The organism is Marivita hallyeonensis (assembly GCF_900129875.1).
GTDB classification, from domain to species: Bacteria; Pseudomonadota; Alphaproteobacteria; order Rhodobacterales; family Rhodobacteraceae; genus Marivita; species Marivita hallyeonensis.
In genome coordinates this window covers 516587-534033 of the sequence record NZ_FQXC01000001.1, presented here as the reverse complement: position 1 = coordinate 534033, position 17447 = coordinate 516587, and the positions used below count along the sequence as shown (strand labels likewise).

Sequence of the window (17447 nt, the reverse complement as noted above, 5' to 3'; positions counted from 1 at the left end):
GTACTTTGGGCTCACTTTGGACCTGTCAAGGTTTGGTGTTGCTCGAAAGAAGCGAACGCTTTTGATGCGAGGGCTTCACGATACTACTTCGAATGTCGATAACAGCTTGCTCAACATTTCAGAGAGGAAAACTTCAGTGACGGTCAATTGTCTGATGCTCGACGTTGATGGCGTACTAGTGGATGGCCGTCCAAACGATGGATTGCGTTGGGACCATGATCTGCAGAAGCACATGAAAATACCGACTGATGTTCTCGTCAAAGAGTTCTTCGAAGCTGAGTGGAATGACATTGTCGTTGGCAAAAAGGCACTGTTGCCGACGCTGGCGGGGATCCTGAGGCGCATCGCGCCCACGATCGAAGCTAATGATTTGGTAGCTTACTGGTTTAAAATGGACTCCAGAGTTGTCGAACCAGTTCTCTCCGATATTCGTGCTGCAAGGCGAGATGGGATTTCTGTCTATTTGGCAACGAACCAGGAGCACATGCGCGCGGCCTATCTGATGGAGGTGATGCGACTGTCTGAAGATGTGGACGGGATCGTGTACTCGGCGCAAGCAAGAAGCAAGAAGCCTCAGCCTGAGTTTTTTCGTTTCGCGGAGAACGCAGTCGGCCGCCGACCGCATGAGTTGCTTTTGGTTGATGACACAATGCCAAACGTCAGTGCTGCTCAATCGGAGGGTTGGAACGCTGTCCACTGGGATCGAACTGAAGAACTGCGCACCATATTGCAACGTCACATCAAGAACTAGGTCTCACAACAGACCTCGGAGGCGGCGCAGCATCTCCATCTGAAGCCCGGGATCGACCATCCGGGACGGCCCAGAGTTGCCTTTCATTGGTTCAATCAATGCGGCAGCGCAGCTTCTCCAAAGCGGACCTTAGGAAAGGCTCAAAGGAACAAACACGTTCAGGCGAGAGGCGTTACGTGGATTTCGGTTACTGGTCACCTGACATCCGGTGCCTTGGTTCGAGGTCGAACGTAGTAGGCATCACCCCTGGTATTCGAGCACGTACAACCCGGCATTGTAGTCTGAAGTGTAAACCAAGCCCTCCTTGGATACCCAGACATCGCAGGACTGGATCACCTTTTCGCGGTTTGGTCGTTTGTCCATCAGACGCGCGGGGGCCGGCGGCACAAACGCTGCGACTTCGTCAGGACGGTACTCATTCGAGATATCATACACGCGCAGCCCAGCATTCTGCTGGGTCGCAAAGATCAGCTGGTCACTAACTAGGCCATCTGGCCGGTTTTCATGGATATTGTGCGGACCGAAATGCGCGCCCTTGTTGACATAATCGGCATCATCCGGGATCGGCACGGTCGATATGCTTACCGGGTTGGATAGTTCGCGAGTATCAAAGAGCCAGATGTGCTTGATACCATCAGCGCAATTGTCCAGGACGGCCTCATCGGCCACCACAAGCAGATCGCGGTCGGGAAGCGGAAGGCAGTTGTGCGTGCCGCCGCCGAAGGGCGGCGACCAATTGCGGTGTACAATCAAATCGGGATTACTGCGGTCTTTCACATCCATGATGACCATGCCCGCATCTCGCCATGCACCATAGGCCGTATCTCCATGGACAATTGCGTGATGCAGACCTGCTCGGGCTTGACCGTCCTCAGGCTTTTCCCCGGCGGCGGCGTTCATGCCGGGCAGCCAATACCGACCAGCTTCCTTAGGGTTGGTCGGGTCGGCCATGTCGATGGTCACGAAGATGTAGTCGGTGAACCCATCGAGAAGCACAGAGGCATAGGCCCAACGGCCGCCGACATACCAGAGGCGATGAATGCCCCCACCTTCGACATCCATAAACCCGATTTGACGTGGGTTGGCCGGATCGGAGATGTCGTAGACGGAAAGGCCGGCCGTCCAGTCGCGTGTCTTCGACAGCATGGTGTCTGCGGTGCCGACCTTCTTCCCAAGCTTGCCTTTGTAGTATTCGGTCTCGTCCTGAAATTCGGCCGCGGCAAACATGTTCTTTGCGTTGATGACCAAAAGCAGGTCTTCATGGCTTTGCAGGTGAATGTTCCAGGTGTTCGGGGGCGCCGGCACATAGGCCACAGGTTTCGGGTCGCGCGGATCACGGCAATCAATGACGCTGAAGCCGTCTGAGAACATGTGTCCGACAATCGCGTGGCCCTTGTTGACCATAAGTTGCACACCGTCGGGACGGCCACCTTGGTCAGAGTAACCAAGCAGTTTGAGGTTATAGGCGTAATCCGGCGTGGGAAGATCGGTATTCGATTTGGAGATCGTGTTCAGCATGGTCGGGCCTCAGGCTGGAATGGGCTGCGCGGCACCCAGAACGCGCCGCACGGTATCGGCCGCCACCTCGGCAATGCGGCGGTTCGCTTCCTGCGTTACGCCAGCAATATGCGGCGAGAGGATCAGGTTGGGGACGTCTCGAAAGATGGCTTGGGCGGTCGCATCAATGGGTTCGACATCCAGCGTGTCGAGCGCGGCACCGGAGATCTGACCTGATTTCAACGCTGCCGCGCAGGCCGCCTCATTGACGATGCCGCCACGCGCCGAGTTGATCAGGACGGCACCGGATTTCATCTGCGCAAAGGCGTCGGCGTCTATCAGATCAATGGTCTGGGGCAGTTTTGGGCAATGCAGGCTGATGACGTCGGATTGCGCCAAGAGGGTCTCGAGATCGACGCGCCGCGCCTTTGACCAGGCTGCTGCGGTATCAGGCATCACAGCGTCATAGGCGATCACGTCCATGCCCATCGCGCGGGCCTTGTCGCCCACGGTTTGTCCGATCGAACCAAACCCGACGATGCCCATGGTGCGCCCTGCAATCTCGCGCCCGCCCGCAAACCTCGGTCGGTCCCAGATGCCGCCAGCAACATCCGAGGTGGCATAATATGCGGGACCACGCAGAAGGATCATGGCTGTTGCGATCACATACTCGGCGACCGACACGGCGTTGGCCCCGATTGAAGGAACAACCTCAACCCCGTGAGCGGCACATGCTTCTACATCGATTGTGTCCAGACCCACACCCATGCGCGCCACGACCTGCAACCGAGGGGCCGCATCAAGAAGCTCGGTGTTCACAAGCGTATCATTCCGCACAATGAGAGCGCGGGCATTCCTGACACGCTCCAACAGTTCGGCGCGTCTGCTCCACAGCGTTCGGTCCCAATGCACATCAAAGGCTGCGATCAGGCTTTGCGCCGTGGGTTCGTCCATGAATTCGGGTATGACAACATCGGCCATTCTGCGTCCTTTCAGGTCAGATCAATGGGCGCTCAAAGATACTCGCGCGCCTTGTTGTAAGGATGTTCGAGCCCGTAGCCGTGCACGGCCTTGTAGCCGTCATAACGCCGCTCGAAGAACTCAAGCACGACCCAGACAACAAGGAACACAAAGGGGAGTGACAGCAGGACAGACGCGAAGATGGGCATCGGATATTGCATAAGACCTGATCCGGTCGCTCCGATGGCAAATAGAACGGCGAAGTAGCCAGCCGTTTTGTGATAGGCCTCGAACATGCGGCGACGCGTGGTGCGACTGTAATGGTCGCCCTGCCACGATGCCGGGTCATCCGGGCGGGCGGTGTAGTAAAACTTGCCGCCATGGGTGCCGCGGAGCATACCAGAGATGGCCTGCAAACAGCCCATAAGGATCGTGAGCAGCCCCAAGATGGAATGCACCGACCCGCTGAACCCCTGGCTGACAACCAATGCGACCGTCAACCCCGCAAGAGATAACAAAACCGCGGCGTAAAGTCCGTATTTGTGGATGCTGAACCACCACCATTCCCGGTTCCAGAGGCTCACTTTGGAGCGCACCCCGAATTCTGTCGGCTTGGGTTTGCCGTAGCGGATGATCGTGATGCAGAGCGGCACGAGGATGAGCCAGATACCGGCCATGAGGATCGCGTGGTAGTTCCAATGGATTTCGATCGTTCTGCTAAGAATGCCCAGATACACTTCAGTCGGAATATGTGTTTGTTCTAGCGCCATGGGGCCACTCCTTTGACTTCGGCCAACGGTAGATTCTTCGTTGCATCGATCATTTTTTATCGATAATCGATTTACAACACAAGTACAAGCTTTCGGGATCGCGCAATGCTACTGGAAGAAATTCTGTTCCCTTTAGTCGCAGTGGTGATCCTCGGGTTGGCAAAGGGCGGCTTTGGTGGCGTCGGCGCACCCGTTGCCCTTCCTGTTATGGCAACCGGCATACCGGTTGAGACGGCCATTGGTGTGCTTTTACCGGTCCTGTTGACGATGGATATCGTGAACGTGGTGAACCACCGCAAAAATGCCGACTACCCTACGATTGCGCTGGCCCTGCCAGGCGCGTTTATCGGTGTCGGCCTTGGCGCCCTCATGATACACATCCTGCCCGGCAAGTTGATCGGTGGCGGAATTGGCATCATCGCCATCTTATTTGCGGTACACGCACTGTGGAGCAAACCCTTAGGGGCAAGAGGATTGCCCCGATGGATGGCTTTGCCTTTCGGAGCGGCTTCTGGTTTCACCAGCAGCATCGCGCATGCTGGCGGCCCGCCGATTCACATCTTCCTGTTGTCGCGCGGCTATGAGCAGCTGCGCTTTGCCGCCACATCGAACATGTTCATGGCGTCAGTGAATGTCCTGAAGGTCTGGCCCTTCTTTGCGGTCGGCGCTCTCAGCGCGGAAACACTGCGATTTGCCATCTGGCTTGTCCCTGTCGCGGGCATTGCTGCGGGTTTGGGATTTGTCGTCGCCCGGCGCTTACCCAAGGCCGTTTTCAAATATACTGTGAACGGGTTGATGATCCTGGCCGGGATCAAGCTGATCCTGAATGCTTTGTCATGATCCCGTTGGCACCTGCCTCTGATTGCGGCGCCCACGCCATATGCCTTCTACAATCAGCAGGATGAAGCCGGCCAAGAGGATATTTCCGATCCACTGATCCAAGGCATAGTCCCACCCCCGTCGCTCGAAAAGGATTAGCGTACGCCGCAGGTTTTCATCGGCCAGCGGCGCCAGGATGACGCCAAGTACCACCGGCGCAACCGGGAAGCGGAAGGCGATCAGGGCATATCCCGCAAGTCCGGCGGCAAACATCGTCCAGACATCGAACATGGATAGCCGTACTGACCATGCCCCCAGAACGCAGACCGGGGTGATGAGCGTCAGCAGCAACCCCTTGGGCAGCGAAAACAGCCGGACACACGGTTTGATCAGCGCGATGGCGGCGCCGTACATGAAGAGGTTTGCGACGATCAAAGCCGCATAGATGAACCAGATCAAACCTGGATGATCGATCTCGATGGTCGGACCCACATTGACGGCCTTAAGCTGCAAGGCTGCGATCAACGCGGCTGCCGGGGCGTTTCCGGGGATGCCAAGCGCCAACGTCGGCAACATAGAACCGCCGATATTGGCGTTGTTGGCCGTTTCGGCGCAGACGATGGCTTCATAACTGCCCTTGCCCCATTTCGCCCGCTCTTCCGGTTTTGCGCGACGGCGGCCAATATCATAAGCCAGAAAGGACGCTACGTTGGCCCCTGCCCCCGGAACTGCCCCGGCCAGCGTGCCGATAATCGAGGATCGAACCGCGGCACCGCTATACTTTATCAAACGGCCGATCGAGGGCACGACCCTACCTGCCGTTGGAGGGATTGGCGGCGCACTGAGCTGCGGCAGGGTTTTGAGGATTTCGGTCATGCCAAAGACACCGATCAAAATCGCGACGTAGCTTAGACCATCCTCCAGCGCGCGCACGCCAAAGGTGAAACGCGGCACGCCGTGGATCATGTCGATCCCGATGAAGGCCACAAGAAGGCCAAGCCATCCGGCAATCCACCCTTTCAGCGGCATGGAGCCCGCCGCCATCGATCCGCAAACCAGAATGCCCAGCATCGACAGGATGAACATCTCGTAGGATTTGAAGTTAAGCGCGAAGCTCAGCAGCATTGGGATGAAGAGGATCAGAAGGATGATCCCGACCCAATTTCCGATAAATGACGCGCCGATAGCCATGCCTAGTGCCTGTCCGCCCTCGCCGCGTTTGGCCAGCGTATGACCCTCGATCATCGTGGGCACCGCGTCAGGCGTTCCGGGGATGTTGATTAGAACAGCCGAAATCGCCCCGCCAAAAACGGACCCCGTATAGACGCCGAGCATGAAACACAAAGCGGGATTCTGCCCCATGCTGGCCGTTAGCCCGATCAGAAGCCCCATCGCCATTGTGGTCGAAAGGCCCGGCAGCGCGCCCCAGATTATGCCGAGAGTCACACCCAAAAGGGTCGTCCCAAGAAGCAAAGGGTCAGCGAGGGTGATGAACGCGTCGAGCATGTTTTATCCCGGGAGTGGAACGCCAAAGAGGCCGCGGAAGGCAAACGACAGGCAAAGCGTCCATCCCACCGAAACTGTGACCACAGCGGCCAAACGATCCGTCCAGAACAGGCGCAGCAGTGCGGTCAGGAAAACGATTGTCGCGGGTTCAAATCCGCCTATCGGGATTTGACGCCCGAGAATGGCGACAAAGCCTTCGAGTGACAAAGTTTGAAGCGCGGCAAGATAGACCGCAACGGCACCTGCGGCCGCGATCCGGCGCGCGATTTCACTGTCGATCTCAACTTGTAGCGGCGCGACAAAGACCCTTCTGCGCCATGCCGACAAACCCAGAACAATGGCCATGACGGCAAGGCTGGCCGATACCACAAACGGCAATAGCCCCGGAGCGCTGACAAGCCCGCCCGGAACTGGCAGCGCCAACGACAGCGCGGCAAAGAACAGGCCAAGCGCAAACAGGAAACCGGAGGCGATCAGATCAAGCGCGGGAGACGCCTCTCCCGCGCTTTCATCTTCACCACGGAAGGCTGCGGTGTCTTCCGGCATCAGCCAGCGACCGGAGTGTAACCTTCAGGCGGCCACCAGGCCTCAAATCCTTCGGGCTCTGGAAGGCCAAGGTCAGCCGGTGACTTCACAGCCGCGCCAATCTGGTCGGCATATTTCGTGAAGGTCGCGGCAGTGATCGCCTCAAGCTGCGCTGCGCGCTTGTCTGCGGCTTCGCCCGACCGGATATCGACGCTGAAGTACTTGGATTTGGCAATATCCTGAAAAGCCTGGCTGTTGACCGCCGTGGCGAATGCCTCTTCCACCTCTTTGAGAACGGCCGGGGGAGTATCGCGCCGAAGGATCAGGTTGTACTGCGGACCAAGCGGCAGAACTGGTTTCAGGCTGGACAGCAGGTTTCCGACCGATGGCAGAACGGTTCCATCATCCAATACGATGTCCTCCACGCCGCATTGCTGAAGGCACCGAAGCTGGCCCGCGCGGATCAGATCGACGTGTTCATGTACGCCGCCACCTGCGATGTCGGTCTCGCCTTGCAGGCCCGCAAGTGTCGCCGCCTTTCCGCCCTTGTACGGCACGAAGCTAAGCTCGATGCCCGCCGCATCCGCGACGATCAAGGCAAGCTCGTGCCAGATACCACCGGTTCCCGATGTCGAGATGGCAAGGCTTCCGGGGTTGTCCTTTGCGGCCGAAATGACGTCTTCCAGCGTTTGGAACGGGCTGTCCACGGGCACAGCCCAAGAGGCCAGCGCAGAGGCTGCTTGCAGGTAGGTCCAGTTCTCCCACGGCACCGCATCGGTATGACCCATGACACGAACGAATTTGTTGTAATTGGCGGCGCCCAGCATCCAGTGGCCATCGGCCTCCTTGCCATGCACGAACTCGGTGGCGACGGCACCGACGGCACCGGGCTTGTTGATGACATTGATGTTCCAGCCCTTCGCACTCGCCATTTCATTGGCAAGCGTGCGCATGATGACATCGGTGCCACCGCCCTGCCCGTACATGACAACCAGCGTGATGGGTTGTGTCGGCCAACCGTTGGCGTGGCCTGCGCCAGGCGTGATGACAAAGGCAGATGCGGCGGTCGCTCCGAGCCCGGCCATGAAGTTGCGTCTTGTGGTCATTGGGTCCTCCTCCCGTGACGGGGTGTGAGTGGCCGGGCGACGAAACCGCCCGGCCCGTTGGCGCGATCAGTTCACGACTAGCTTGTAGAGACGTTCGTCCCAAAGGCTGCCGGTCAGCATGTTCGGCACGAACTGCGCGTCGGCGTTGACCCCGCCTTCGGGAGCGATCCCGGCCAGCTCGTTGCGGAACTGCTTTTTCTCGGGGTGCATCTGGTGCGCCTGCTGCGCCTCGAGACTGTCCCACATCTCGACCACGCTCATGTGGTTGGTGCGGTTGTTCTGGGTCAGTACGTCGTAACGCAGGTTGCCGTCGTGCTCGCGGCTGAAGTTGGCGAGCCCCACCAGCATCTCGTTGCCACAAGGCCCCGCCGGATTTATCTGGCGGTCACACGGCGCGAACTGCTCGGGCGGGATGATATCGGCGTGGGTCACGACATAGACAGTATCCGCCGTTCCTTCGGGCATGCTTGCGAGGTCCGCCGCCACAAGTCCGACATGCGGGCGTTCATCGTAAGGTGCGTAGAGCATGGGCTCCAAAGCCTCGCGATACGCGACGGTCTCTGCCGAAGCGGCATGGGCGTCACGGGTTGCCCTGTCTTCCCATGCCTCAAGCACCACGAAATGGTTGTCCTGGCCCATGCGCTGAATGACTTCGAAGCGCACAAGACCGTCGTGGCCCTTGGCGGCGGCGGCCTGCGCTTTGAGCAGTTCTAGTGCCGCGCCAGAGTGGTCGGCGCCCACTTCTACATATGTCACAATAAAGGTCGGCGATTCAGAAATCACCTCGCCGTTTTTCAATTCGATTTCAGCGGTGGCTGCGGTTGCGGCCACGATCAGGCCAGCCGCGACCATTCCCGAAAATCGGGTTCCCTTGAAAGCCATCGATCTCTCCTCCTAATGGCTGTTTTGGCTACAGTGTTTTGCGCTTCGTGAACCGAAGTCTTTTCAACGTTCCGTCAGGCCAGTTCCAAAGCCGCAAGAACGCCGGTTTCTGCTGGCAACGCCTCAAGGTCTGCGCGAAGACTTGCCTTTTGCGTGGCGGTGAGCGGGACGAGTGGCGGGAACACCGCGCACCACGTGTCGTCATCGCTTTTCCATGATTCAACCTGCTTGATCGCCGCCGACAACGGGTATTTGGCAACGGTCTGGCGCACCTGATTGAGCAAGCTTTGCAAACGATCTTGTTCTGCGCCTGTCGCATTCAACGTGCGCCGCGCAAGACCTGCGGAAACGTTGGTTGTGGCTGAGATCACACCGCCGCACCCCTTGGCCAGCGCATCAACCAGCACGCCTTCATTTGAAGGGAAGACATCGAATTCGTCCGCCGCTTCCGCGAAGGCAAGAGACCCTTCGTAATCGCCCGAGCTGTCCTTGAGGCCCGCGATGATCGGGCCGAACTCGGCCTTGAGCCTCTGGATCAGCGGGATCGAAATCGGCGTCTGGGACATCTGCGGAAAATGATAGAGATAGACGCGCAGCGCGTCGGACCCCACACCATCGATCAGCCGCGCGTAATACGCGAAGAGGCCATCGTCGCTGACGTTCTTGAGATAAAAGGGCGGCAGGAGGAGTGCATTTGGATAACCCGCATCGACCCCGGCTTTGGTCAGGGCCACGGCATCGTCCGCCGAACAGGAGCCGGTGCCAAAAATGACCCGGTCGGGAGGTAACTCGGCTTCTGCGAACTGCCCCGGAAGGTCCAATCGCCAATCAAAAGGGAGAGAATTCCCTTCTCCGGTCGTTCCAGTAGGTGCAACGCCGTCGAGACCCTCGCCAATCAAGCGCTTGCAATAGGCGATCAGTTTTGCGGTGTCTGGACGCCCGTCGGCGGCAACAGGGGTGATGGCGGCGGCGTAAACGCCTTTGCGGGCTTTGTGGGTCATTCTGCTGCCTTTGCTTTGAGCGAGGCAACGCCTCGCGGCTTCACGACCACCTTCAGCGCATCTTCAACCCTCTCACGCGCGTATCGCAGCGCTTCCTGAAGGTCTTCGAGGGCGAAGGTGTGGGTGTGGATCAGGGAAGCGTCGAACCGGCCTTCGGCCATGAATGACATGGCGCGATGGGTGGCGCTCTTGCCCTCTCCGCGGATGCCGTAGAGGTAGATGTTGTTCTTGACGACATGCGGCAGGTCGACCTTGGCGAGGTCGTGCGGGAACCCCGCCAGGCAAACCTTGCCGCCGCGGTTTGTCATACGGATCGCATCGTTGATGGCTGCTTCCGTCCCGGCACATTCAATAACGTAATCGGCCCCTTTCGCACCTACGATCGCCGTGACGGCTTCGACCGTTTCCTGTTCGCGCACGTTGATCGTGTGGGTCGCGCCCAGTTTGCGCCCGATCGCGAGCCGGTCTTCGCGGGTGCCAGTCAGGATAACAGGGCCTGCGCCCAGAGATCGAGCGACAGAGACCGCAAGCAAGCCAATCGGACCGGGGCCACTTACCACAACGCTTTCGCCCGCCACGAGGCCACCCAGCTCGGTCAACCCGTACATCGAAGTACCCGCCGTGACGACAAGGGTCGCTTCTTCATCTGTCATCGTGTCCGGTACGCGCACCAGCGTGTTGATGTGATTGACGGCGTATTCGGCAAATCCGCCATCGGTCGTCATGCCGTTGGCGCGGTGGCCCTTCTCGCGCAGACCATAGTTGTGGCACGAGGTATACATCCCCTGCCGACACCGCTTGCAACGACCGCATCCGGCATGCACTTCGACCGTAACGCGCTCGCCAACCTTGTACTCGTCAACACCCGGCCCTAGGGCGGCAACTGTGCCCATGTATTCATGGCCGATGGTGAAGTTCTTGTGGAATGGGGGCCCGCCATCGACGATCGCGGGCGTACCGTAATGGATGATCTCGAGATCGGTTGCACAGATCGCAACGGCATCGATGCGGATCAACACCTCGGCCTTGCCGGGCGTCGGGACCGGCTTTTCCACCAGCGTCATTTCGTCTGGGCCACCAAGCACCCAAGCGCGCATTGTCTCTGGGACGGTCTGAATATGGTCAATTGGCAGCGAGCCGGAATCAGGCATTTGTCTTTCCTTTTCGATTATCGATAATACAAACGAAAGAAGTGTCGATGTCAACGATTATCGATAACTATGCGAGATAAAGATCGACGATTTCTTTGGGCAGCTTGGCAACAGATGTGCTGCGAATGCGCTCTGCCGCTGCCCGGAATGCCTGCGTATCGAGATCAGCCTGCTCGAGAACCTCGACGCCTCTTGCCTTTAGCGTTTGCAACCCGACACTGTCTTCTTCTTCTGCCCAAAAGCGTTGGCATACGGTCGCATCCGCCGCCCCTTTGAGCAGCGTTTCTTGGTCATCTTCGCTGAGGGCGCAAAACCAGTCCTTGTTGGCAGTGAGCAGGACAATTCCAAAAATATGACCGGTCAGAGATACGTGTTTGTGCCATCGGTCTAGCCCAAAGGTCAGCATATTTGTCAGCGGGTTTTCCTGCGCGTGGACAGCACCCGTCTCACACGCCTGGATCAGTTCCTTTACGTCGGTCACAACCGGCTCAAATCCAAGAGCAGTTAAGGTGTCCTGATAGAGCTGATTATTCAGCGTGCGGATCCTGAGGCCTTTGCATTCTGCCGGAGATCGGATCGGGTGACTGGCGTTCGTGATATGACGGAAACCGTTGTCCCAGAAGGCCAGAACCACAAGGTTGGTTTCACGCGCCACCGCTGCGGAAAGCGCGCGACCGAGGTCGCCGTCCAATTTGGCGAACGCCTGACGCCGATCCGTCACGCTGAAGGGGAGATCAAGAACGGCGAGCTCTGGCACGCGCGCGGTCAGGTACCCGCTGGCCATGTAGCCCGCCGCATAGGTGCCCATTTCGATCCCGTCGAACAGCGCCTGCGCAGGTAGACCGTCGGCGGTCACGTCCGGAACCAGCGTTGCCGAGGGAAGGGAGGCCTCGGCAAACGCGGTGAGACCGCGGGTCAAAATCGACCGCGGCCCCTGGTATCCGGCGATGATCACATCATTCGACATGAACCAAGCCAGGGCAGTTCCCTGCCCCGTCCTTTTGGCGTCAGCCACCAGTCAGTGTCTTGACTAGTGCCTGATAAGCTTCGCCCTGCGACACACGGACAGCCTCATACTCGGCTCCGTCCATGTAGACGTTGTTCTCGCCAAGCTTGGCCAACAGCTTCTGATAGCTCTTGTCTTCTTTCATCGCGGCAAACGCAGCGCGCAGCTTGTCGACTATCTCTGGAGGGGTATCCCGTCGCACCAAGACCACGCGGTGCATGATGCCAACCGTATCGACGCCGTCCAAACCCGCTTCAGCTGTGGTCGGCACACCTTCGATCTGCGTATCTGGCGAAACTGATACAAGCGCCTTGACCGCACCAGCCTGGCTGTCGATCACCGAATTGAACGCCATCGAGACGTCGACATCGCCAGCAAGCAACGCCTGCATAGCCGGTCCACCGCCCTTGTGAGGGACCATCGTCGGCATCGTGCCTGCCGCATTGAACACCAGCGCGCCAGGGACCATGAACGCGCCCCAATTGCCCGAATGGCCAAACTTCAGGCTGCCCGGATTTGCCTTGGAATGTGCGACCAGATCACCAATCGTATTGAACGAGCTGTCGGATTTTACGATGATCGAGGGTGCCGCAAAATTGGTTCTGGCAATTGCCACGAAGTCCCCGTTTGGATCATACGGCAGTTCTGCGACATGCTGTTGAAGCTCATCAATAAAGTTCTGAGTGAACAGAATGGTGTAGCCATCTGCCGGCGCTTGCGCCGCGGCAGACGTGCCGATCTGCCCCGCAGAGCCTGGCATCAGTTGCACGATCACAGGCTGTCCGAGATAGCTTGGCAGTACTGACGCGATCACACGCGCGTTAAGATCATGGCTGCCGCCCGCGCCCAGCGGTATGATCATGGTGATCGGTTTTTCCGGGTATTCGGCCACAGCCGCCGTGCCAAGCGTCGCGGCAAGGACCGCCGCCGCAAGGCCTTTCATGAACTTCCCAAACGCCATTTGAATTCTCCCTTCAGTTTGGTTGGCTAGGAATGCGGCCGGTCATGCCGAGACCGCGCTTTGGCCGCTCTTGCGGCGAAAGTAGAAAAACAGAAGACCCGCACCGATCATGCCGAGCAGGATCAAGGTGACCGGACGCTCCATGGCGATGTACCCGGCGAGGTCGCCTTGGCTCAGAGACAAGGTCTGGCTGACAGCGTATTCGAACGGGCCCATCAGAATGAAACCCATGACAAGCGGCGTCACGTCGAAGGCAAGCTTGCGGGCGATGTAGCCGAAGACCCCAAAGGCCATCAGAAAGACGAGGTCCATCGGATTAGAGCGGTACACATACGTTCCCGCGACTGCGAAAACCAATGTCAATGGCACCATGTAAGCGCGCGGGATCGACACGACCTTGGCAAAGACGGGGATCAGCAGCTTGCCCAGTACCAGCAACAGCAGGCAGGCAATGACCATGGACCCCAACAGCGCGTAAATCACGGGTGCATCGGTCGCGAAAAGCTGCGGTCCCGGACGCAGCCCTTGCGCCACAAACGCGCCCAGCAGGATCGCCGTGATATTGTCGCCGGGAATGCCAAGCGTCAGCAGAGGCACCATGGTCGGCCCGTTCACCGCGTTGTTCGCCGCTTCTGGTGCCGCAATACCGTCCAGCGATCCCTGACCAAAGGTCTCAGGCTTGGACGAAGCTCTTTTTGCTGCCGCGTATCCCATGAACGCCGCGACGACTTGCCCGACACCGGGGATCGCACCAATCGCTCCACCCATAGCGGTCGAGCGCAGGATTGTGCGACGTGAGGCTTTCAATTCGTCAAGTGTCAGACTTTCGCCTTCCGGCTTGGTCGCTTGCACACGAGATATCTTTTCCTCGACCGCCAGCAGAATTTCCGGGATCGCAAACAGCCCAATAATCATTGGCAACAGGTCGATCCCGGCCTGCAGGGCAAAGATATCGAAGGTGTACCGATTGACACCATGCACCGGGTCTTGCCCGACGAGCGCGATGAACATGCCGATCAAAAGCATGAGCAATCCCTTGATCAGCGAGGTCGACGACGTTGCTGCGATGATGGCCATCGAAAGAGCCAGCACGACAGCGAGTTCGGGCGGGCCGATACGCATGGCCAAGAGTGCAATGGGTCCAATGAGGAAGATGGTAAATATGCTGGAAGCGGTATCGCCGAAAACCGACGCGTAAAGCGCCATCTCAAGCGCCTTTTTGGATTTGCCCTGCTTTGTCAGCGCCGGTCCATCAAAAGTCGTCGCCACGGACGCCCCTGTTCCCGGCACGCCGATCAGGATCGCGGGGATCGACCCGCCATAAATCCCGCCTTTGTACACACCGATAAGAAAGGGGATCCCCACCAAAGGATCGAGGAAGAAGGAAATCGGCAGCAACACGGCCATGGCCATAACGGTGGTGAAACCCGGCAAGGACCCAACGAAGATCCCCAACACCAAACCGATAGCCGTCATTGCGACCGTGTCGAGGCGCAAGATCATCTCCAACCCGGTGAGAAGCTCTGCCCACATCGATCAGAACCCTGCCAAACCCTGGGGCAGCGCGATGTGCAACCCGCGGGTAAAAACGAGGTAAATCACGACCGGAACCGCCACACCGCTGAGCGCAAGCCCGACCGGGTGACGTCCGCCAAGGTAGACAGCGACACATACAACGGTCAACGCGCTGGCAATGACAAAACCCAATGGGACCAACAAAGCAGCGAACGCAAAGCTCGCCGTGCATGTGACAAAGACCGCCCTAACCGGGCGCGCAAAGCCCTCGGGGGCGTCGTTCCACGTCGTGAAAATGCCAAGCCCTGCTACGCAGAGCAAAGCAACGAGGACAAGGCGCGGCATCGTATCAGGGGCAAGACCTTCAGGCGGTGCGCCGAACAGCGTAACGGGTGCTCCAACCTGGCCCGACGTGACCACCAGCAAACCTGCCGAAATACCGGCAACCACGCCATAGACAAGAGTCAGTGCGGAAACGGACCGAGTATCACTGCCGAATGGCTTCAAACCTTGCGTCACGACTCACATGCCTCCCTCGTGTCTAACAAACGCTAATATAGATTATCGATAATCGTCAATGCCCTTGTCTTGATGACGCCTCACGCCATATGATTGGATTATCGATTATGGAGCAAATCATGGCTGAAGTCGCTGTTATCAATCGCGCTTCTCTGTCGCAGCAGATCAGAGACACTCTTCTGGAGAGGATCGTATCCGGCAGTCTCAAGCCGGGTGACCGGTTAATCGAACTCAAGATCGCGGATGAAATGCAGACGAGCCAAGCCCCGGTCCGGGAAGCTCTACGCGAGCTGGAAGCCATTGGACTGATCGAAACACAGCGCAACCGCGGTGCCCGCGTCCGCGTTATCGATGAAGCGGAACTGGCCGAGATCTATTCCGTGCGCGCGGAGTTGGAGGCGCTCGCCGGCGAAATCGTTGCGCGCGACGCCCCCCAGACGGCAAACTCGCTGGAAAAAATCCTTGATCGCATGCGCAAAGCAGCAACCCGCGCAGACGAAAAGAAGTTCGCCATGCTCAATTCCGAGTTTCACAGCACTATCGTGGAGGCGAGCAAAAACAGTACCTTGCGCGAGATGTGGGAGAGTTTGAGCGTCCGCAGCCGCACCCGACTGAACATGTCTCGCACAGCTGCTGATTTGCAGCTTCTAGCAGAGTCGCATCAGGCAATCATTGACGCAATCGCATCCGGAGAGCCATCGCAAGCCCGCGACATCTCTTGGCGTCACGTGCGCGACAATGCCCCTTCCGGTAGCGCGCAGTAGCAGTAAGACACCTCACAATTCACAATGGGAACCCAACTCGGCAACTTGGTTTATCAGAGTTTGGTTCTCCGCTTAGCTGAGCGTCCACTCTAAAAGTAATAAGAAGCGGGTCCTATTTCCGTTAACGCCATCGGCCCATTGCGGACTCACAACGCTGTGCTCGGATGCTGCAGTTGCAGCCCGGAAAGCGGCCGTTCGTGGAGGCTACAAATGCCGGTCCACATCCATGCTTTGATGCAGGATTCTGATGATCGCGATCACTTCGCCTCGGATTTGATGGTAGATCGCATGCATGCCGATCAGTGCCTTGAGATATCCCTCGCGGACCAAAGCTGGTCTGCCCACCTTCCTCCCCGTGGCGATGCCTTCAAACGCGTCGATGATGTCGTTGGTATAACTCTCGGCCTGCGCGGTGGACCATTTTTGCGCCGTGTAAATCCAGATCCCCTCGAGATCAGCTTCCGCCATCGGCGAAAGCACATATTTCCGAGACATCAGGTGCCGTTCTTCTGGCGCATGCGTTCTTGAAACACCTCGCGATCAAAGGCACGCGGTTCACCCGAGTTTTCACCAGCGATCAATGCGTCCTTCAGCGCCTGGACTCTGGTTTCATGCTCCTCAAGAAGCCTTAGGCCTGCCCGTACGACGTCGCTCGCGGAGCCGTAGCGCCCGTTGCTGACTTGAGTCTCGATGAAGCCGGCGAAATGATCTCCCAGAGACATAGAAGTGTTCTTAGCCATGTTTGCCTCCTGAGACACATTTATACCAATATTCGGTATTTTTCAATATCACAAGAGACGTGTTACAGTGGCACGTCAGCGAACTGACGATGGGGTGGCATGCGGTGGATCGGAGGATCAGTCATGGAACCAACCCCTACCCTACCTGCAATTCGTGCGCTTCGCCCAGCCTGGAACAAGGGACGGATTGTCGGTCAAAAGCGTCCGCTGAAGCCAAAGCATGTCTGGGCGATCCGGGTTCGCCTTGAACTCGCCGAGAACCATCGTGACCTTGCATTGTTCAATATGGCGATCGACAGCAAGCTGCGCGGCTGTGATCTCGTGAAGATGAAAGTCGTCGATGTAATGGCATCTGGTCAGATCAAGGAGCGCGCCTCAGTCCTGCAAAGCAAAACTCAGAAGCCGGTACGGTTCGAGATATCCGAGGGCACGCGCGCCTCCGTCGAAAAGTGGATGGAGGATGAGTTGATGGTCGGGTCAGAGTATCTTTGGCCAGGCCGCTTCCATGAGCGTTTGCATATCTCGACCCGGCAGTACGCCCGGATCGTCCGAGATTGGGTGACATCGATCGGCCTTGAGGCAAGCGCCTACGGGACCCATTCAATGCGAAGAACCAAGGTGACGCAGATCTACAAGAAGACGGGCAACCTGCGCGCGGTCCAGCTTCTTCTCGGCCATACCAAGATGGACAGTACAGTCCGGTATCTCGGGGTTGAGCTCGAAGACGCCCTCGCGATCGCAGAGGCGATTGAAATCTAACCAAGTTGGGCTGCCTTCGCGGGCGGCCCGCTCCTGCCATTGACCGACCAGTCAAGCTGCTGCGTTCGCAGCCCGCATAGCCGCAATTCGCTGCAGCTGCACTGTCGATCGCGTCACACATACCGGCATTGCTAAAGATTCTTTGCAGAGACAGGCATTATTGCCAATGGCGATTCAGACAAAAGAAGTCGACTTCTTTGCCAACCGCTTCAGTA

At 58.1% G+C, this 17447-nt stretch carries 19 protein-coding genes; 4 read left to right on the top strand and 15 right to left on the bottom strand.

Annotated elements, in window-relative coordinates; genetic code table 11:
- The first annotated feature begins 154 nt into the window (after positions 1–154).
- Positions 155–751: an HAD-IA family hydrolase gene (locus tag BUA42_RS02635; RefSeq protein WP_072776127.1), complete on the top strand. Its 597-nt coding sequence runs from the start codon at positions 155–157 to the stop codon at positions 749–751.
- Between the two features lie 240 nt (positions 752–991).
- Here BUA42_RS02635 and BUA42_RS02630 read toward each other — a convergent pair whose 3' ends face one another.
- From BUA42_RS02630 to BUA42_RS02620, 3 genes are read right to left on the bottom strand one after another with little or no spacing between them, the layout of a single operon-like run.
- Positions 992–2269 carry an LVIVD repeat-containing protein gene (locus BUA42_RS02630; protein ID WP_072776126.1) on the bottom strand — a complete coding sequence of 426 codons (1278 nt, stop codon included), beginning with the start codon at positions 2267–2269 and terminating at the stop codon, positions 992–994.
- A gap of 9 nt (positions 2270–2278) precedes the next feature.
- Positions 2279–3229: a hydroxyacid dehydrogenase gene (locus BUA42_RS02625; RefSeq protein ID WP_072776125.1), complete on the bottom strand. Its 951-nt coding sequence runs from the start codon at positions 3227–3229 to the stop codon at positions 2279–2281.
- A gap of 32 nt (positions 3230–3261) precedes the next feature.
- The gene (locus tag BUA42_RS02620) at positions 3262–3978 is read right to left on the bottom strand and encodes a cytochrome b561 domain-containing protein (protein ID WP_072776124.1); all 717 of its coding nucleotides are present in this window, start codon (positions 3976–3978) and stop codon (positions 3262–3264) included.
- 105 nt (positions 3979–4083) lie between these two features.
- On the opposite strand from BUA42_RS02620, the gene BUA42_RS02615 reads away from it, so the two are divergent.
- On the top strand, positions 4084–4818 hold the full coding sequence (locus BUA42_RS02615; RefSeq protein WP_084066086.1) for a sulfite exporter TauE/SafE family protein: 735 nt from the start codon (positions 4084–4086) through the stop codon (positions 4816–4818).
- Here BUA42_RS02615 and BUA42_RS02610 read toward each other — a convergent pair.
- The 10 genes from BUA42_RS02610 to BUA42_RS02565 all read right to left on the bottom strand — a co-directional run bounded on the left by BUA42_RS02610 (position 4813) and on the right by BUA42_RS02565 (position 14969).
- Positions 4813–6303 (bottom strand): tripartite tricarboxylate transporter permease, encoded by a 1491-nt coding sequence (locus BUA42_RS02610; protein ID WP_072776122.1) that lies wholly within the window; start codon positions 6301–6303, stop codon positions 4813–4815. The genes BUA42_RS02615 and BUA42_RS02610 overlap by 6 nt on opposite strands.
- A gap of 3 nt (positions 6304–6306) precedes the next feature.
- The gene (locus BUA42_RS02605) at positions 6307–6849 is read right to left on the bottom strand and encodes a tripartite tricarboxylate transporter TctB family protein (RefSeq protein ID WP_072776121.1); all 543 of its coding nucleotides are present in this window, start codon (positions 6847–6849) and stop codon (positions 6307–6309) included.
- A complete protein-coding gene (locus BUA42_RS02600) occupies positions 6849–7934 on the bottom strand; it encodes a Bug family tripartite tricarboxylate transporter substrate binding protein (RefSeq protein WP_072776120.1) in 1086 nt (361 codons plus the stop codon). The genes BUA42_RS02605 and BUA42_RS02600 overlap by 1 nt, the downstream gene beginning before the upstream one ends.
- A gap of 66 nt (positions 7935–8000) precedes the next feature.
- A complete protein-coding gene (locus tag BUA42_RS02595; RefSeq protein WP_084066085.1) occupies positions 8001–8816 on the bottom strand; it encodes a putative quinol monooxygenase in 816 nt (271 codons plus the stop codon).
- A 74-nt stretch (positions 8817–8890) separates the two neighbouring features.
- On the bottom strand, positions 8891–9817 hold the full coding sequence (locus BUA42_RS02590) for a dihydrodipicolinate synthase family protein (protein WP_072776118.1): 927 nt from the start codon (positions 9815–9817) through the stop codon (positions 8891–8893).
- Positions 9814–10968: a zinc-dependent alcohol dehydrogenase gene (locus BUA42_RS02585; RefSeq protein ID WP_072776117.1), complete on the bottom strand. Its 1155-nt coding sequence runs from the start codon at positions 10966–10968 to the stop codon at positions 9814–9816. Before BUA42_RS02585 ends, BUA42_RS02590 begins: the two co-directional genes overlap by 4 nt.
- Positions 10969–11035: 67 nt before the next feature.
- A complete protein-coding gene (gene dctP / locus BUA42_RS02580) occupies positions 11036–11983 on the bottom strand; it encodes a TRAP transporter substrate-binding protein DctP (RefSeq protein ID WP_143152596.1) in 948 nt (315 codons plus the stop codon).
- The gene (locus BUA42_RS02575; RefSeq protein ID WP_072776115.1) at positions 11976–12935 is read right to left on the bottom strand and encodes a Bug family tripartite tricarboxylate transporter substrate binding protein; all 960 of its coding nucleotides are present in this window, start codon (positions 12933–12935) and stop codon (positions 11976–11978) included. Before BUA42_RS02575 ends, dctP begins: the two co-directional genes overlap by 8 nt.
- Positions 12936–12977: 42 nt before the next feature.
- Complete coding sequence (locus tag BUA42_RS02570; protein WP_072776114.1) at positions 12978–14468, bottom strand: tripartite tricarboxylate transporter permease; 1491 nt, start codon at positions 14466–14468, stop codon at positions 12978–12980.
- Positions 14469–14471: 3 nt separating this feature from the next.
- Positions 14472–14969, bottom strand: coding sequence for a tripartite tricarboxylate transporter TctB family protein (locus BUA42_RS02565; RefSeq protein ID WP_072776113.1), 498 nt, complete (start codon positions 14967–14969; stop codon positions 14472–14474).
- Positions 14970–15088: 119 nt separating this feature from the next.
- On the opposite strand from BUA42_RS02565, the gene BUA42_RS02560 reads away from it, so the two are divergent.
- Entirely contained in the window at positions 15089–15733 is a 645-nt protein-coding gene (locus BUA42_RS02560; protein ID WP_178346836.1) for a GntR family transcriptional regulator, read from the top strand.
- Positions 15734–15937: 204 nt separating this feature from the next.
- Here BUA42_RS02560 and BUA42_RS02555 read toward each other — a convergent pair whose 3' ends face one another.
- The gene (locus tag BUA42_RS02555; RefSeq protein ID WP_072776111.1) at positions 15938–16228 is read right to left on the bottom strand and encodes a type II toxin-antitoxin system RelE/ParE family toxin; all 291 of its coding nucleotides are present in this window, start codon (positions 16226–16228) and stop codon (positions 15938–15940) included.
- Complete coding sequence (locus BUA42_RS02550) at positions 16228–16473, bottom strand: type II toxin-antitoxin system ParD family antitoxin (protein ID WP_072776707.1); 246 nt, start codon at positions 16471–16473, stop codon at positions 16228–16230. The genes BUA42_RS02555 and BUA42_RS02550 overlap by 1 nt, the downstream gene beginning before the upstream one ends.
- Before the next feature lie 123 nt (positions 16474–16596).
- Here BUA42_RS02550 and BUA42_RS02545 point away from each other — a divergent pair, with 123 nt between their 5' ends.
- Positions 16597–17232 carry a tyrosine-type recombinase/integrase gene (locus BUA42_RS02545; protein ID WP_072776110.1) on the top strand — a complete coding sequence of 212 codons (636 nt, stop codon included), beginning with the start codon at positions 16597–16599 and terminating at the stop codon, positions 17230–17232.
- Positions 17233–17447: the final 215 nt, after the last annotated feature.

Excerpts from the sequence above, each read along its gene's own strand:
- BUA42_RS02615 (WP_084066086.1), top strand. The coding sequence starts at position 4,084 with ATGCTACTGGAAGAAATTCTGTTCCCTTTAGTCGCAGTGGTGATCCTC.
- BUA42_RS02575 (WP_072776115.1), bottom strand. The coding sequence starts at position 12,935 with ATGGCGTTTGGGAAGTTCATGAAAGGCCTTGCGGCGGCGGTCCTTGCC.
- BUA42_RS02620 (WP_072776124.1), bottom strand. The coding sequence starts at position 3,978 with ATGGCGCTAGAACAAACACATATTCCGACTGAAGTGTATCTGGGCATT.
- BUA42_RS02610 (WP_072776122.1), bottom strand. The coding sequence starts at position 6,303 with ATGCTCGACGCGTTCATCACCCTCGCTGACCCTTTGCTTCTTGGGACG.
- BUA42_RS02625 (WP_072776125.1), bottom strand. The coding sequence starts at position 3,229 with ATGGCCGATGTTGTCATACCCGAATTCATGGACGAACCCACGGCGCAA.
- BUA42_RS02600 (WP_072776120.1), bottom strand. The coding sequence starts at position 7,934 with ATGACCACAAGACGCAACTTCATGGCCGGGCTCGGAGCGACCGCCGCA.
- BUA42_RS02605 (WP_072776121.1), bottom strand. The coding sequence starts at position 6,849 with ATGCCGGAAGACACCGCAGCCTTCCGTGGTGAAGATGAAAGCGCGGGA.
- BUA42_RS02630 (WP_072776126.1), bottom strand. The coding sequence starts at position 2,269 with ATGCTGAACACGATCTCCAAATCGAATACCGATCTTCCCACGCCGGAT.
- BUA42_RS02560 (WP_178346836.1), top strand. The coding sequence starts at position 15,089 with ATGGCTGAAGTCGCTGTTATCAATCGCGCTTCTCTGTCGCAGCAGATC.
- BUA42_RS02550 (WP_072776707.1), bottom strand. The coding sequence starts at position 16,473 with ATGGCTAAGAACACTTCTATGTCTCTGGGAGATCATTTCGCCGGCTTC.
- BUA42_RS02555 (WP_072776111.1), bottom strand. The coding sequence starts at position 16,228 with ATGTCTCGGAAATATGTGCTTTCGCCGATGGCGGAAGCTGATCTCGAG.
- BUA42_RS02590 (WP_072776118.1), bottom strand. The coding sequence starts at position 9,817 with ATGACCCACAAAGCCCGCAAAGGCGTTTACGCCGCCGCCATCACCCCT.
- BUA42_RS02545 (WP_072776110.1), top strand. The coding sequence starts at position 16,597 with ATGGAACCAACCCCTACCCTACCTGCAATTCGTGCGCTTCGCCCAGCC.
- BUA42_RS02570 (WP_072776114.1), bottom strand. The coding sequence starts at position 14,468 with ATGTGGGCAGAGCTTCTCACCGGGTTGGAGATGATCTTGCGCCTCGAC.
- BUA42_RS02595 (WP_084066085.1), bottom strand. The coding sequence starts at position 8,816 with ATGGCTTTCAAGGGAACCCGATTTTCGGGAATGGTCGCGGCTGGCCTG.
- BUA42_RS02585 (WP_072776117.1), bottom strand. The coding sequence starts at position 10,968 with ATGCCTGATTCCGGCTCGCTGCCAATTGACCATATTCAGACCGTCCCA.
- BUA42_RS02635 (WP_072776127.1), top strand. The coding sequence starts at position 155 with ATGCTCGACGTTGATGGCGTACTAGTGGATGGCCGTCCAAACGATGGA.